Genomic DNA, 13,633 nt, shown 5'->3' on the forward strand with positions numbered 1-13,633 from the left:
CTAAGGCTTACTGCAAGGCATTTCTTGCGTTGAGGAATCTTTGATGCGCCCTTTTTTGTTGCTCTTTCTGCTCTTTCTGCTGTTTCCGGTGCTGGAGCTGTTCGTATTCGTCAAAGTGGCAGGGGCGATCGGGTTTTTCCCGGCCCTGCTGCTGATCATTCTCGGCTCGATGTTCGGTGTGTTCGTACTGCGCGTCGCCGGTCTGGCCACGGCACTGCGTGCCCGTGAAAGCCTGAATCGCGGTGAATTGCCCGCGCAGACCATGCTTGAAGGCCTGATGCTCGCCTTGGCCGGTGGCCTGTTGATCCTGCCGGGCTTCATCAGCGACGTGGTCGGTCTGGTGATGCTGTTGCCATTCACCCGTCGTCTGCTGGCCAATAAAATGCGTCAGCGCGCCGAAGAACAGGCGATGCGTCAGCGTGCCTTTGCCGACGACCTGCAACCCCGTGGCGGTCCTGCACCGCGCCAGCCTCTGGGCCGCGAGGGTGATGTGATTGAAGGCGAGTTCGAACATCGCGACAGCAAGTAACCCCTGCATCGACACGGCACCTTCGGGTGCCGTTTCTTTATGCGCGGCATTCAAGGGGCAACCGATGAAAAATTTTCTGCCCTCGCCCTTGTAATAAGCATATGCGCCCTTATGTATCGGTCACCGAAAGGTTTCCGGCATTTGAGTCGGACAGACTTCCGCGGCTCGCTCGACGAACCGCAACCGGCGCAGGCCGGATTTGTTAAACCCGCCGGGACTACACCGGCCGATGAAAACCACAATTAGGAGAGATCGACAATGAAGCTTCGTCCTCTGCATGACCGCGTCGTCATCCGTCGCAGCGAAGAAGAAAAGAAAACCGCTGGCGGTATCGTCCTGCCAGGTTCGGCTGCTGAAAAAGCCAACCACGGTGTGATTCTCGCTGTAGGCCCGGGCAAGGCTCTGGAAAACGGTGAAGTGCGTGCACTGTCCGTGAAGGAAGGCGACAAGGTTGTGTTCGGTCCTTACTCCGGCAGCAACACTGTGAAAGTCGACGGCGAAGACCTGCTGGTAATGAGCGAGAACGAAATCCTCGCTGTTATCGAAGGCTGATACCCCCGTTCATTTTCCCGTTACTACAAAGTATTTAAGGAATATCGATCATGGCTGCTAAAGAAGTTAAGTTCGGCGATGCCGCTCGCTCCAAGATGCTCAAAGGCGTCAACGTTCTGGCTGACGCGGTAAAAGCGACCCTGGGCCCGAAAGGCCGTAACGTGATTCTCGAGAAGAGCTTCGGCGCTCCGACCATCACCAAGGACGGCGTTTCCGTCGCCAAAGAAATCGAACTCGAAGATCGCTTCGAAAACATGGGCGCGCAGCTGGTCAAAGACGTTGCCTCCCGTGCCAACGATGACGCTGGTGACGGTACTACCACCGCTACCGTTCTGGCTCAGTCGATCGTCAACGAAGGCCTGAAAGCCGTCGCTGCCGGCATGAACCCGATGGACCTCAAGCGCGGTATCGACAAAGCGACCATCGCCATCGTCAAAGAGCTGAAAGCCCTGTCCAAGCCATGCGCTGACACCAAGGCTATCGCTCAGGTAGGTACCATCTCCGCCAACTCCGACAACTCCATCGGCGACATCATTGCCGAAGCCATGGAAAAAGTCGGTAAAGAAGGCGTGATCACCGTTGAAGAAGGCTCGGGCCTGGAAAACGAACTGTCGGTTGTAGAAGGCATGCAGTTCGACCGTGGCTACCTGTCCCCGTACTTCGTCAACAAGCCGGACACCATGGTTGCCGAGCTCGACGGCCCGCTGATCCTGCTGGTCGACAAAAAGATCTCGAACATCCGCGAAATGCTGCCAGTGCTGGAAGCCGTTGCCAAAGCCGGCCGCCCACTGCTGATCGTTGCCGAAGACGTTGAAGGCGAAGCCCTGGCGACTCTGGTTGTGAACAACATGCGTGGCATCGTCAAGGTTGCAGCCGTCAAGGCTCCAGGCTTCGGCGACCGTCGCAAGGCCATGCTGCAGGACATCGCCGTTCTGACCGGCGGTACCGTGATCTCCGAAGAGATCGGTCTGAGCCTGGAAAGCACCACCCTGGAGCACCTGGGTAACGCCAAGCGCGTGACCCTGTCCAAGGAAAACACCATCATCGTTGACGGTGCTGGCGTACAAGGCGACATCGAAGCGCGTATCGCTCAGATCCGTGCCCAGGTTGCCGAAACTTCCTCGGACTACGACCGTGAAAAACTACAAGAGCGTCTGGCCAAGCTGTCCGGCGGCGTTGCAGTGATCAAGGTTGGCGCTGGTTCCGAAGTTGAAATGAAAGAGAAGAAGGCCCGCGTTGAAGACGCCCTGCACGCAACCCGTGCAGCCGTTGAAGAAGGCGTGGTACCTGGCGGTGGCGTTGCGCTGATCCGTGCTCTGGAAGCTCTGACCGAACTGACCGGCGACAACGCTGACCAGAACGTCGGTATCGCTGTACTGCGTCGCGCTGTTGAAGCGCCGCTGCGTCAGATCGCTGCCAACTCCGGTGACGAGCCAAGCGTAGTCGTCAACGAAGTGAAGAACGGCAAAGGTAACTTCGGTTACAACGCTGCTTCGGGCGAATACGGCGACATGATCGAAATGGGCATCCTGGACCCAACCAAGGTCACCCGTTCCGCTCTGCAAGCTGCAGCCTCGATCGGCGGTCTGATCCTGACCACCGAAGCAGCTGTTGCTGATGCACCGAAGAAAGAAGGCTCGGCTGGCGGCGGTATGCCAGACATGGGCGGCATGGGTGGCATGGGCGGCATGATGTAAGCCAGCCTTGACCCTGTAACGCAAAACCCCGCCTGCGATGAGCAGGCGGGGTTTTTTATCGCCCGGATTTCAGGCTTCACGTCCCCTGTGGGAGCGAGCCCGCTCGCGAAAGCAATCACCCCGTCACCACAGCTGTGATTGATACAGCGCATTCGCGAGCAGGCTCGCTCCCACACTATTGACAGTTACTGTTGGCTGACCTGGACAATGCTGTCCTTTGCCGGCTTCCAGCTCAATAACTGCTGTTTGAAATCATAACTGGCGGTCTGGTAGTAGGAGATCGCCCGGTCGATCAGCGGATCGTCACTGCTGACCCGCGATTCGCGGCTTTCAGTCAGCGCATCGTCATGCCGGCGCAAGCCCTGGCGCGGGCTGAGGATCGCCAGATCCTTGCCGTCGAACAGACCCAGATGCTGATAGTTGCCGACCACCACGCGCGGTGGCAGCGGGTTGTCCTGCAGCAGGTTGCGACCGAAGAACGTCGAGGTGTAATCCAGGTTCAGCAAGCCCAGCAGCGTCGGGGCCAGATCGATCTGGCTGGCCAGTTGTGCGCTCTCGCGTGCCTCGATGATTTTCGGCGCGTAGATGAACAGCGGGATCTGATAGTTGGCGATCGGCAAGTCTTCTTTGCCGGCGCTGCCGGCGGTGTGGTCGGCGACGAAGATGAAGATCGTGTTGTCGAACCAAGGCTTCTGCCGCGCCTGCTCAAGGAACTGACCAATCGCATAGTCGGTGTACTTCACCGCGCCATCACGACCGTTACCGGATTTGATGTCGATCCGGTTGTCCGGGTAGGTGTAAGGACGATGGTTGGAGGTGGTCATCAGTTGCAGCAGGAACGGTTGCTGTTTGGCGTAATCGGCATCCGCCAGTTTCAAGGTCTGGCGATACAGATCTTCGTCGGCCATGCCCCAGGCGTTCTTGAAGTGGATCTCGGCTTCATCGACGCTGCTCTGATCGACGACGCGATAGCCGTTGCCGCTGAAGAACGCGTTCATGTTGTCGAAGTAGCCGCGTCCGCCGTAGACGAAAACGCTGTCGTAACCCACCGCGCTTAACTGCTGGCCAAGGCTGGCGAAACCGCTTTCACGGCCGATGCGTTTGACGATCGAGCGCCCCGGCGTCGGCGGGATGGCCAGGGTGATCGCTTCCAGACCGCGGTCGGTGCGGGTGCCGGTGGCGTAGAAGTTGTTGAAGTACAGGCTCTGCTTGCGCAAGGCGTCGAGGTTGGGCGTCAGGTTGCGACCGTCGCCATTGCTGCCCAGGTACTTGGCGCTGAGGCTTTCGATGGTCACCAGCACAATGTTCGGCTGGCGCGGGGTTCCCGGGTTGTCGATCACCCGACGGATGTCCTCCGGGTCCTGGCCGACGAAGCGCGCGTTGCTTTCGCTCAATTCGGCACGGATCTGGCTGGCGACTTTTTCCGCCGGCAGGCTTTGGTAAAACTGGGTGTAGTCCAGTTCATTGTTACGGAACGCGGCGAAGAACTGATACGGGCCATTGCTGGCCAGTTCGTTCTGGTAGGCGTTGCCGCCCTGGGCACGCGGGGCATCCTGACTGAGCAGTTGCAGGCTCAGACCTGCGACGATCAACAGGCCCAACGCACAGAGCAGACGCCCGTGCAGCGCTGGCAGCGGCGCATTCATCGCGGCATTGAACGGCTTGCGCAGGGCAAAACTGATCACCACGGCCAGCACCGCAAGGAGGCTCAGCAGTTTGCCGATCGGGTACGACTCGAGGACGTTGTTCAGCACTTCATCCGAGTACACCAGGTAATCGACGGCGATGAAGTTGAAGCGCACGCCGAACTCGTCCCAGAACAGCCATTCCGCCACTGCCACGAAGAGCATGGCGAACAGGCTGATGGTCAGCAGAGCGCGCAGAAATCCGCGATGTCCGCGTCGAATCCACAGGCCTGGCGGGCACAGCAGCAGGTACAAGCCCATCGGCAGCGCCGCGTATGCCAGGAAACCGAGGTCGTAGAGCGCGCCGATGCCGAACACCGAAAGGGCAAGGCCACCGGCCTCATCCAGGTGAGTCAGCAGCAAGACCGCTCGAGTCAGGAGAAAAATCATCAGCCAGGCGCCGCTGATAAGCAGCAGAAAGCGCATGGGCGCTGTCTTGAAAGAGTCCATTGTCTCGTTTTTCCTCAGGTCAATGGCGCGGGAGTGTCGCGGCGCCGCTGTCGCCAGGTTGTGAATCGATGGTGAAAACTTCGTTGTTTATTTGATTTGGTCGGGCAAGTGGACTTGCGCGCATGCCGGCCCTAGCCCTGAACCGGCGATGGCCTTAAGCTGCGCGGGCCATGACGGCCGTCACTGTGTACGGAGGAGATGCCAATGCGAATTCTGTTGGTCGAAGACAACCGCGATATCCTGGCCAATCTGGCCGATTACCTGGGGCTCAAAGGCTATACCGTCGATTGCGCCCAGGACGGCTTGTCGGGCCTGCACCTGGCCGCCACCGAGCATTACGACCTGATCGTGCTCGATATCATGCTGCCGGGAATCGACGGCTACACCTTGTGCAAGCGTCTGCGTGAAGATGCCCGGCGTGACACGCCGGTGATCATGCTCACCGCCCGTGATCAACTGGACGACCGTCTGCAGGGCTTCAAGTCCGGGGCTGATGATTACCTGGTCAAACCGTTTGCGCTGTCCGAGCTGGCGGCGCGGGTCGAGGCGGTCATGCGCCGGACTCAGGGCGGCGGCCGCCGTGCGCTGCAGGTCGGCGACCTGTCCTATGACCTCGACACGCTGGAAGTGACCCGCGAGGGCAAGTTGCTCAAACTCAACCCGGTCGGCCTCAAGCTGCTGGCGGTCTTGATGCAGAAGAGCCCGCACGTCCTGCGGCGGGAAATTCTCGAAGAAGCGCTGTGGGGCGATGACTGCCCGGACAGCGACAGCCTGCGCAGCCACGTCCACCAATTACGTCAGGTGATCGACAAACCATTCGCCAAGCCGTTGCTGCAAACCGTGCACGGCGTGGGTTACCGCTTGGCCGAGGGGCGTGATGGAGTTTAAGCAAAGCCTGTCCCAGCGGATCATCATCGCTTTTGCACTGATGAGTGCGCTGGTGGCCGGGGCCTTCGCCATGGGCATCGTGGCGACCGTGCACCTGGTAGAGGAAAAGCTGATTTCGGCGGGACTGGGCGGCGACCTGCAGCGCCTGCTGCTGATGGACAACGTCTCGGACTGGAGCCATCGCCCGGAACCGGATCAGTTGTTCTATTTCAGCGGCGGGCCGGGTGATTTCGAACTGCCCAAGGATCTGCGTCACCTCGATGCCGGCTTCCACGAAGTGTTCCGCGAGCAGCTGTCGTATCACGCGATGGTCGAGATCGTCGACGGTCGTCGTTACGTGTTGCTGCAGGATCAAAGCGATTTCGAAGAGCGCGAACGCGTGCTGTTCGCTGTGGTGCTGGTGGGCTTCGTGCTCAGTCTGGCGCTGGCGGTGTTCCTCGGCTGGGTATTGGCGCGCAAGGTCATGGCACCGGTGGTGCGCCTGGCGCGACAAGTGCGGCATCGCGATCAGTTGCTGGGATTGGCGCCGCCATTGGCCCCGGATTATGCGGCTGATGAAGTCGGTGAACTGGCAGTGGCGTTCGATGCCACGCTTGGTCGTCTGCGTCAGGCGTTGACCCGCGAGCGGCTGTTCACCAGCGACGTCAGCCACGAACTGCGCACGCCGTTGATGGTGCTGGCCAGTTCCTGCGAACTGCTGCTGGAAAACCCGGGGCTGGATCAACGCGGCCGGGCTCAGGTCGAGCGAATTGCCCGAGCCTGCGAGGAAATGCGCGAGCTGGTGCAGACCTTCCTGATGCTTGCCCGCGCCCAGCGTGAAGACGCCGGTTCCGCGCCGCAGCAGAACCTTGCCCAAGTGGCCGACGGACTGCTCAGTATCTGGCGCGAACCGATCGAATCGAAAGGGCTGCAGCTGTTGTTTGAGCCGGGCAACCCGCCGGACACGTGCTTCAACGCCACCCTGCTCGGCGCGGTCATGGGCAATCTGCTGCGCAACGCCTGCCACTACACCGAACACGGATTCATTCGCCTGACACTCATCGACCACGGCTTCATCGTCGAAGACTCCGGCGTCGGCATTCCCGAGGAAAAGCGCGAAGCCATGTTCCAGCCCTTTGTGCGTGGTAATGAAAAGCGCGGCGAAGGCCTGGGTCTGGGCTTGTCGCTGGTGCAGCGGATCTGCGAGAACCAGGGCTGGGAAGTGAGGTTGAGTACTGTGGAGCCCAATGGTTGCCGTTTCGAGGTGACGCTGGGGCTGCGCTGACAATAGTTGATGGCCCCGCGCTATTGCTTTCTCCCTGTAAAACCCTGTAATACTTCGCCGGTTTACCTGACGTAATTTTCACAAAGGGACGACCTGACGCTGACATGCCTCTACCTATGGTTGGGGCATCAGTTATTCAGGAGTTCCGCAATGAGCAGACCGATCAAGCTCGATTTTTCCGAAAAGTATGATGACCAGCATGCACAAAAATATTTGCGCAAGCACCAGCACGGTTTAGGTCGTCGGTTGTCTCATTGGCGCGACGAGCAGTTGGCCCGCAAGGCGTTGACGCTAGCGGGCGAGCCGGGGCTGGTTCTGGATCTGCCATGCGGTGCAGGGCGTTTCTGGCCGTTGCTGGCGGAAAAGCCCAACCGGGTGATCATTGGCGCGGACAACTCCGAATCAATGATCAAGACCGCGATGCAGGCGCAACCGGCCGACGTCGTGAAACGGGTACAACCTTTGCACACGTCAGCGTTCGACATTGCTTTGCCCGATAACGCCGTCGACAGCATTTTCTGCATGCGTTTGCTGCACCACATCGGTGAAGCCGAGCATCGACGGGCGATTCTGCGCGAATTCGAGCGTGTCACCCGTGACAGCGTCATCATTTCGTTGTGGGTAGACGGTAATTTCAAGGCCTGGAAACGCAAGCGCGCCGAACAGCGTCGTGGGCAGGAGGGTTACCAGAACCGGTTTGTGTTACCGGCTGTGACAGTAGAAAAAGAATTCGAAGCGGCAGGTTTTCGCATTCAGGAACAACTGGATTTTATTCCGCTCTATGCCATGTGGCGGGTCTACGTATTACGCAAGAGGTAACAGGATGGCGGTGCAAATAGCAGCCGAAACGGAAGTCGCTCCCCAGGATCGCTTCGATTACTACTGGAACCAGCGCGGTGAATGGGTGGAAGAACCCAACGTACGCCGAGGCGGGGAAAGTGGTGTGCAACGAGTCGTGGGCAGTGACGGCCAGTTACTGTATGCCAAGCGCCAGACCGGACATATCTATCGCAGTTGGCTGCACCCGTTTGGGCGGCCGACAGTCTTGCGTGAGCTGGATGCGCTGACCGGTGTCAGCCGTCTCGGTGTGCGTGTACCGCAAATCGTCTTTTGCGGCGCGCAGCCCGATCCACAGTACAAGTGGCGTGCGCTGCTGGTGACCAAGTCGCTGGACGGTTTCGACGAACTGGAAAAGTGGGAAGCCGCCGGCGGCCGTGCCCAATATGGCGAAGCCGTTTACGAGCGCGTCCTTAAAGACCTCGCCGAAAACCTCGCGCGCATGCACAAGGGCCGTTGGCAGCACAGCTGCATCTACATCAAACACGTTTTTGTACGGGTGACCGGCGAAGGTGATTCGGCACAGGTCGAAGTGGCATTGATCGATCTGGAAAAATGCCGCCAGCGTCTGACCGCTTATCGCGCGGCCTCCCATGACATGAAGCAATTGCGGCGCCATTCGTCGTTCAGCGATACGGACTGGAAAAAACTCGTCTACTTTTACGAGACGGCGTTTGGCAGCGCTATCAAAGGTTTATAGCGATGAAACTCGAAATTGCACGAGGTTTGTTTCTGGTTGGAGCCTTGGCAGTTGCTTCATTGGCGGTGGCAGCCTGGGAGCAGCCCCGCATGCAGGTGATCGGTGCTACTACAGGCGATGCTCACTGCGCAGTACCACGGGTGGCGAAAGCCTCCGTGGCCACTCAACCTGATCATGATTTATTGCTGTTCATGTTCGGACTTTCTCAAGGGATGAGGCCACAGAGTTGAACCGATTGAAGCCAAAATGAAAGGCCTCGCAGATGCGAGGCCTTTTTTATTGCGTGTCTTCCAGGGATCACATCATTCCTCTGTGGGAGCGTCGATGGATGGCAGATTTGTGGCTGGCCGCTCTCACCGGGGATTGCTGGCGGGTGAAGAATTCGGGGCTGGCCACGATCAAGGGTGGGAGTGGGCTTGCTCACGAAGGGGCCGGCACATTCAGTATTGCTGTTGACTGACCTGACGCCTTCGCGAGCAAGCCCGCTCCCACAAGGGAGCGTCGATGGATGGCAGATTTGTGGCTGGCCGCTCCCACTGGGTATTGCTGGTGGATGAAGAATTCAGGGCTGGCCACGATCAAGGGTGGGAGTGGGCTTGCTCACGAAAGGGCCGGAACATTCAGTGTTGCGGTTGACTGACCTGACGCTTTCGCGAGCAAGCCCGCTCCCACAAGGGAGCGTCGATGGATGGCAGATTTGTGGTTGGCCGCTCCCACTGGGGATTGCTGGTGGATGAAGAATTCAGGGCTGGCCACGATTAAGGGTGGGAGTGGGCTTGCTCACGAAAGGGCCGGAACATTCAGTGTTGCGGTTGACTGACCTGACGCTTTCGCGAGCAAGCCCGCTCCCACAAGGGAGCGTCGATGGATGGCAGATTTGTGGCTGGCCGCTCCCACCGGGGATTGCTGGTGGATGAAGAATTCAGGGCTGGCCATGATCAAGGGTGGGAGTGGGCTTGCTCACGAAGGGGCCGGCACATTCAGTATTGCTGTTGACTGACCTGACGCCTTCGCGAGCAAGCCCGCTCCCACAAGGGAGCGTCGATGGATGGCAGATTTGTGGCTGTCCGCTCCCACTGGGGATTGCTGGTGGATGAAGAATTCGGGGCTGGCCGCGATCAAGGGTGGGAGTGGGCTTGCTCACGAAAGGGCCGGCACATTCAGTGTTGCTGTTGACTGACCTGACGCCTTCGCGAGCAAGCCCGCTCCCACAAGGGAGCGTCGATGGATGGCAGATTTGTGGCTGTCCGCCCCCAACGGGGATTGCTGGTGGATGAAGAGTTCGGGGCTGGCCGCTCCCACTGGGGATTGCTGGTGGATGAAGAATTCAGGGCTGGCCACGATCAAGGGTGGGAGTGGGCTTGCTCACGAAAGGGCCGGCACATTCAGTGTTGCTGTTGACTGACCTGACGCTTTCGCGAGCAAGCCCGCTCCCACAAGGGAGCGTCGATGGATGGCAGATTTGTGGCTGGCCGCTCCCACTGGGGATTGCTGGTGGATGAAGCATTCGGGGCTGGCCGCGATCAAGGGTGGGAGTGGGCTTGCTCACGAAGGGGCCGGCACATTCAGTATTGCGGTTGACTGACCTGACGCCTTCGCGAGCAAGCCCGCTCCCACAAGGGAGCGTCGATGGATGGCAGATTTGTGGCTGGCCGCTCCCACTGGGGATTGCTGGTGGATGAAGAATTCAGGGCTGGCCATGATCAAGGGTGGGAGTGGGCTTGCTCACGAAGGGGCCGGCACATTCAGTATTGCTGTTGACTGACCTGACGCCTTCGCGAGCAAGCCCGCTCCCACAAGGGAGCGTCGATGGATGGCAGATTTGTGGTTGGCCGCCCCCACTGGGGATTGCTGGTGGATGAAGAATTCAGGGCTGGCCACGATCAAGGGTGGGAGTGGGCTTGCTCACGAAGGGGCCGGCACATTCAGTATTGCTGTTGACTGACCTGACGCCTTCGCGAGCAAGCCCGCTCCCACAAGGTAAATCGCTGTTATTTCGGATCGGGTTTCGCCAATAGGGTGTAGATGCACGGCAGCACGAACAGCGTAAACAGGGTGCCGATTGACATCCCCGTTGCAATCACGGTGCCGATATCGAACCGGCTCACGGCGCCCGCACCGGTCGCCAGAATCAGCGGTACCATGCCGAACACCATCGCCGCCGTGGTCATCAACACCGGGCGCAAGCGGATTGCCGCCGCTTCTTCGACTGCTTCGCGCGCGGTCAGACCCTTGTCCTTGCGTAACTGGTTGGCGAATTCGACGATCAGGATCCCGTGCTTGCTGATCAACCCGATCAGGGTCACCAGCCCGACCTGGGTGTAGATGTTCATGCTCGACCAGCCAAGGAACAGCGGAATCAACGCTCCACAGATCGACAGCGGCACCGTCACCAGAATCACCAGCGGATCACGGAAGCTCTCGAACTGCGCCGCCAGCACCAGGAAAATGATCGCCAGCGCCAAGGCGAAAGTTACCCACAGTGCGCTGCCCTCCTGTACGTACTGGCGTGAGGCGCCGCCATAGTCGAAGGCAAAACCGGCTGGCGCTTCTTCCCGGGCAATCTGCAGTACGGTGTTAATGGCCTCGCCCATGCTGACCAACGGGAATCCGGAAATCTTCGCCGCGTTGAGTTGCTGGAACTGGTTGAGCTGGCGCGGTCGCGCCCGGTCGCTGACCTTGATCAGGGTCGACAGCGGCAGCAGCTCACCCTGGGTGTTCTTCACGTAGTAGTTGTTCAACCAGCCGGGGTTATCGCGAAACGGTCGCTCGACCTGGGCAATCACCTTGTAGCTGCGGCCTTCAATGGTGAAACGGTTGATTTCCGCCTCGCCCAGCAGCGTCGCCAGGGTACTGCCGAGATCAAGCATCGACACGCCCATCTGCGCGGCTTTGGCACGGTCGATATCGACCACCACTTCCGGCTTGTCGAACGCCAGATCAAGGTCGACGAAGGCGAACTTGCCGGACTCCATGGCGCGTTTCTTGATCCGGTCGGCCACTTGCAGCAGCAACTCGTAGTCGTTGGCGGTGTTGACCACAAACTCGAACGGCAGGCCTTCACCGGTGCCGGGCAGGGAGGGCAGGTTGAAGCCAAAGATCTGCAAGCCCGGGATGCCTTCCAGTTTGCCCTGCACCTCGGGCAGGATCTGCATCTGCGTGCGACTGCGCTCGTTCCACGGCTTGAGCAGGAAGCCACCGATGCCCGCTTGTACGCCGTTGTAGCCGTTGATCTGGAACGAGGAGTAGTACTCCGGGAACTCCTTGAAGATCTTGATGAATTCGTCGGTGTAGGTGCTCAGGTAATCAAGGTTGGTCGGCTGTGGGGCCGTGGCCATCATGAAAATAATGCCTTGGTCCTCATCCGGTGCCAGTTCCGACTTGGTGAACTTGAGAAACACCGGGATCAGGCACAGCACGATCACCGCGAACACCAGCACCACCGGCCGCGTATTCAATGTGCCGTGGAGCATGCTCTGGTAGCGGCGCTTGAGACCGTCGAAAATGCGGTCGAGGCGGTGCGCCAGACCACTGGGGTTTTCTTCGTGGCGCAACAGCAGGGCGCACATCATCGGCGACAGGGTCAGGGCGACGACCCCGGAGATCACCACGGCACCGGCCAGGGTCAGGGCGAACTCCTTGAACAAGGCCCCGGTCAGGCCGGTGAGGAAGCCGATCGGCGCATACACCGCCGCCAGGGTGATGGTCATCGACACCACCGGCATGGCGATTTCCCGTGCACCTTCCAGCGCGGCTTCCAGCGGCGTCTTGCCTTCCTCGATGTGTCGGTGAATGTTCTCCACCACCACAATCGCGTCGTCCACCACCAGACCGATGGCCAGCACCATCGCCAGCAGGGTCAGCAAGTTGATCGAATAGCCCATCATCTGCATGAAGAACATCACGCCGATCATCGACAGCGGGATGGTCACCACCGGGATCACCACCGAGCGCAGCGCGCCAAGGAACAGGAACACCACGACGATGACGATCAGCACCGCTTCGAACAGGGTTTTCACCACTTCATCGATCGAGGCCTGAATAAACAGCGTGGCGTCGTAGGCGATCTCGCTCTTGAGGTTGGGCGGCAGCTGCGCTTCCAGTTCCGGCATCAGCTTGCGCACTTCCTTGATCACATCCAGCGGGTTGGCGCCGGGCGTGGCCTTGATGCCGATGTACACCGACGGCGTGCCGCCGAACGAACTGATCGAATCGTAGTTTTCCGCGCCCATCTCGACCCGCGCGACATCGCTGAGCAGCACGCGGCTGTCACCACTGACCTTGAGCGGAATGGCGGCGAAGGCTTCGGCGGACTTCAGTTCGGTGTTGGCGTTGATGCTGGTGACCACGTACTCGCCTTTCACCTCGCCAGCGGCGGAGAGGAAGTTGTACTGGCGCACCGCGTTGGTCACGTCGCTGGCGCTGAGGCCGAAACCGGCGAGCTTCACCGGGTCGAGCCACAGGCGCATGGCAAACACCTGATTGCCGAGAATCTCCGCCTCGGCCATGCCCGGTAGGGTCGCCAGTTTCGGCTGGATCACCCGCGACAGGTAGTCGGTGATCTGCGGGTTGCTCAAGTCCTTGCTGAAGAAGCTGATGTACATGAGCGCCGAGGCGTCGGCCGACTCCTTGCTCAGCACCGGGTCTTCGGCGTCCTGCGGCAGTTTGTTTTTCACCTCGTTGGCCTTTGCCAGCAGTTCGGTGAACAAACGGTCGGTGTTGGAACCGATGCGCGCGTAGATCGAAATCACCGAGAAGTTCTGGCGGCTGACCGAGGTCATGTAGTCGATGCCTTCGGCACTGGCCAGGCTTTGCTGCATCGGTTGGGTGATGTAGCCCTGAATGGTCTCGGCGTTGGCCCCGGGGTAGGCGGTGGTCACCGTGATCAGGGCGTTTTCCATTTGCGGGTACTGGCGCAGCGGCAGCTTGCTCCAGGCCTGGAAACCCAGCAGCACAATCAGCAGGCTGACCACGGTGGCGAGCACCGGGCGGCGGATGAACGGATCGGTAAAAGCCATGGGGATTCCTTGA

General features: G+C 59.7%; 10 protein-coding genes. 8 read left to right on the forward strand and 2 right to left on the reverse strand.

Translation table 11 applies throughout. From position 1 onward, the window contains the following. Positions 1–43: 43 nt before the first annotated feature. The 3 genes from CKW11_RS06985 (at position 44) to groL (ending at position 2,778) form a co-directional block, all read left to right on the forward strand. On the forward strand, positions 44–529 hold the full coding sequence (locus tag CKW11_RS06985; protein WP_095136965.1) for an FxsA family protein: 486 nt from the start codon (positions 44–46) through the stop codon (positions 527–529). 258 nt (positions 530–787) lie between these two features. Next, positions 788–1,081 (forward strand): co-chaperone GroES, encoded by a 294-nt coding sequence (locus CKW11_RS06990; protein WP_007916610.1) that lies wholly within the window; start codon positions 788–790, stop codon positions 1,079–1,081. A gap of 50 nt (positions 1,082–1,131) precedes the next feature. Next, entirely contained in the window at positions 1,132–2,778 is a 1,647-nt protein-coding gene (gene groL / locus CKW11_RS06995; RefSeq protein WP_007964008.1) for a chaperonin GroEL, read from the forward strand. Between the two features lie 185 nt (positions 2,779–2,963). Here groL and CKW11_RS07000 read toward each other — a convergent pair whose 3' ends face one another. After that, positions 2,964–4,913, reverse strand: a complete 1,950-nt coding sequence (locus CKW11_RS07000) for an LTA synthase family protein (RefSeq protein WP_095136966.1) — start codon at positions 4,911–4,913, stop codon at positions 2,964–2,966. Positions 4,914–5,117: 204 nt separating this feature from the next. Between CKW11_RS07000 and colR the strand changes: the two genes are divergently transcribed. From colR to CKW11_RS07025, 5 genes are all read left to right on the forward strand, one after another. Beyond that, the gene (gene colR / locus CKW11_RS07005; protein WP_041068401.1) at positions 5,118–5,801 is read left to right on the forward strand and encodes a two-component system response regulator ColR; all 684 of its coding nucleotides are present in this window, start codon (positions 5,118–5,120) and stop codon (positions 5,799–5,801) included. Beyond that, on the forward strand, positions 5,791–7,065 hold the full coding sequence (locus CKW11_RS07010) for a HAMP domain-containing sensor histidine kinase (protein WP_095136967.1): 1,275 nt from the start codon (positions 5,791–5,793) through the stop codon (positions 7,063–7,065). Before colR ends, CKW11_RS07010 begins: the two co-directional genes overlap by 11 nt. Positions 7,066–7,215: 150 nt before the next feature. Then, the gene (locus tag CKW11_RS07015) at positions 7,216–7,884 is read left to right on the forward strand and encodes a class I SAM-dependent methyltransferase (RefSeq protein ID WP_095136968.1); all 669 of its coding nucleotides are present in this window, start codon (positions 7,216–7,218) and stop codon (positions 7,882–7,884) included. Positions 7,885–7,888: 4 nt separating this feature from the next. After that, the gene (locus tag CKW11_RS07020) at positions 7,889–8,602 is read left to right on the forward strand and encodes a lipopolysaccharide kinase InaA family protein (RefSeq protein WP_095136969.1); all 714 of its coding nucleotides are present in this window, start codon (positions 7,889–7,891) and stop codon (positions 8,600–8,602) included. 2 nt (positions 8,603–8,604) lie between these two features. Next, entirely contained in the window at positions 8,605–8,832 is a 228-nt protein-coding gene (locus tag CKW11_RS07025; RefSeq protein WP_095136970.1) for a hypothetical protein, read from the forward strand. A gap of 1,761 nt (positions 8,833–10,593) precedes the next feature. Here the strand turns inward: CKW11_RS07025 and CKW11_RS07035 are convergent. Next, complete coding sequence (locus tag CKW11_RS07035; protein WP_095136972.1) at positions 10,594–13,620, reverse strand: multidrug efflux RND transporter permease subunit; 3,027 nt, start codon at positions 13,618–13,620, stop codon at positions 10,594–10,596. Positions 13,621–13,633 lie beyond the last annotated feature (13 nt).

The sequence above is a fragment of the Pseudomonas sp. Irchel s3a10 genome (genome assembly GCF_900187525.1).
Classification (GTDB): domain Bacteria; phylum Pseudomonadota; class Gammaproteobacteria; order Pseudomonadales; family Pseudomonadaceae; genus Aquipseudomonas; species Aquipseudomonas koreensis_G.

Bases quoted from the DNA above. Each gene is read 5' to 3' on its own strand.
- CKW11_RS07020 (WP_095136969.1), top strand. From the start codon at position 7,889: ATGGCGGTGCAAATAGCAGCCGAAACGGAAGTCGCTCCCCAGGATCGC.
- CKW11_RS07015 (WP_095136968.1), top strand. From the start codon at position 7,216: ATGAGCAGACCGATCAAGCTCGATTTTTCCGAAAAGTATGATGACCAG.
- CKW11_RS07000 (WP_095136966.1), bottom strand. From the start codon at position 4,913: ATGGACTCTTTCAAGACAGCGCCCATGCGCTTTCTGCTGCTTATCAGC.
- CKW11_RS06990 (WP_007916610.1), top strand. From the start codon at position 788: ATGAAGCTTCGTCCTCTGCATGACCGCGTCGTCATCCGTCGCAGCGAA.
- groL (WP_007964008.1), top strand. From the start codon at position 1,132: ATGGCTGCTAAAGAAGTTAAGTTCGGCGATGCCGCTCGCTCCAAGATG.
- CKW11_RS06985 (WP_095136965.1), top strand. From the start codon at position 44: ATGCGCCCTTTTTTGTTGCTCTTTCTGCTCTTTCTGCTGTTTCCGGTG.
- CKW11_RS07035 (WP_095136972.1), bottom strand. From the start codon at position 13,620: ATGGCTTTTACCGATCCGTTCATCCGCCGCCCGGTGCTCGCCACCGTG.
- CKW11_RS07010 (WP_095136967.1), top strand. From the start codon at position 5,791: ATGGAGTTTAAGCAAAGCCTGTCCCAGCGGATCATCATCGCTTTTGCA.
- colR (WP_041068401.1), top strand. From the start codon at position 5,118: ATGCGAATTCTGTTGGTCGAAGACAACCGCGATATCCTGGCCAATCTG.
- CKW11_RS07025 (WP_095136970.1), top strand. From the start codon at position 8,605: ATGAAACTCGAAATTGCACGAGGTTTGTTTCTGGTTGGAGCCTTGGCA.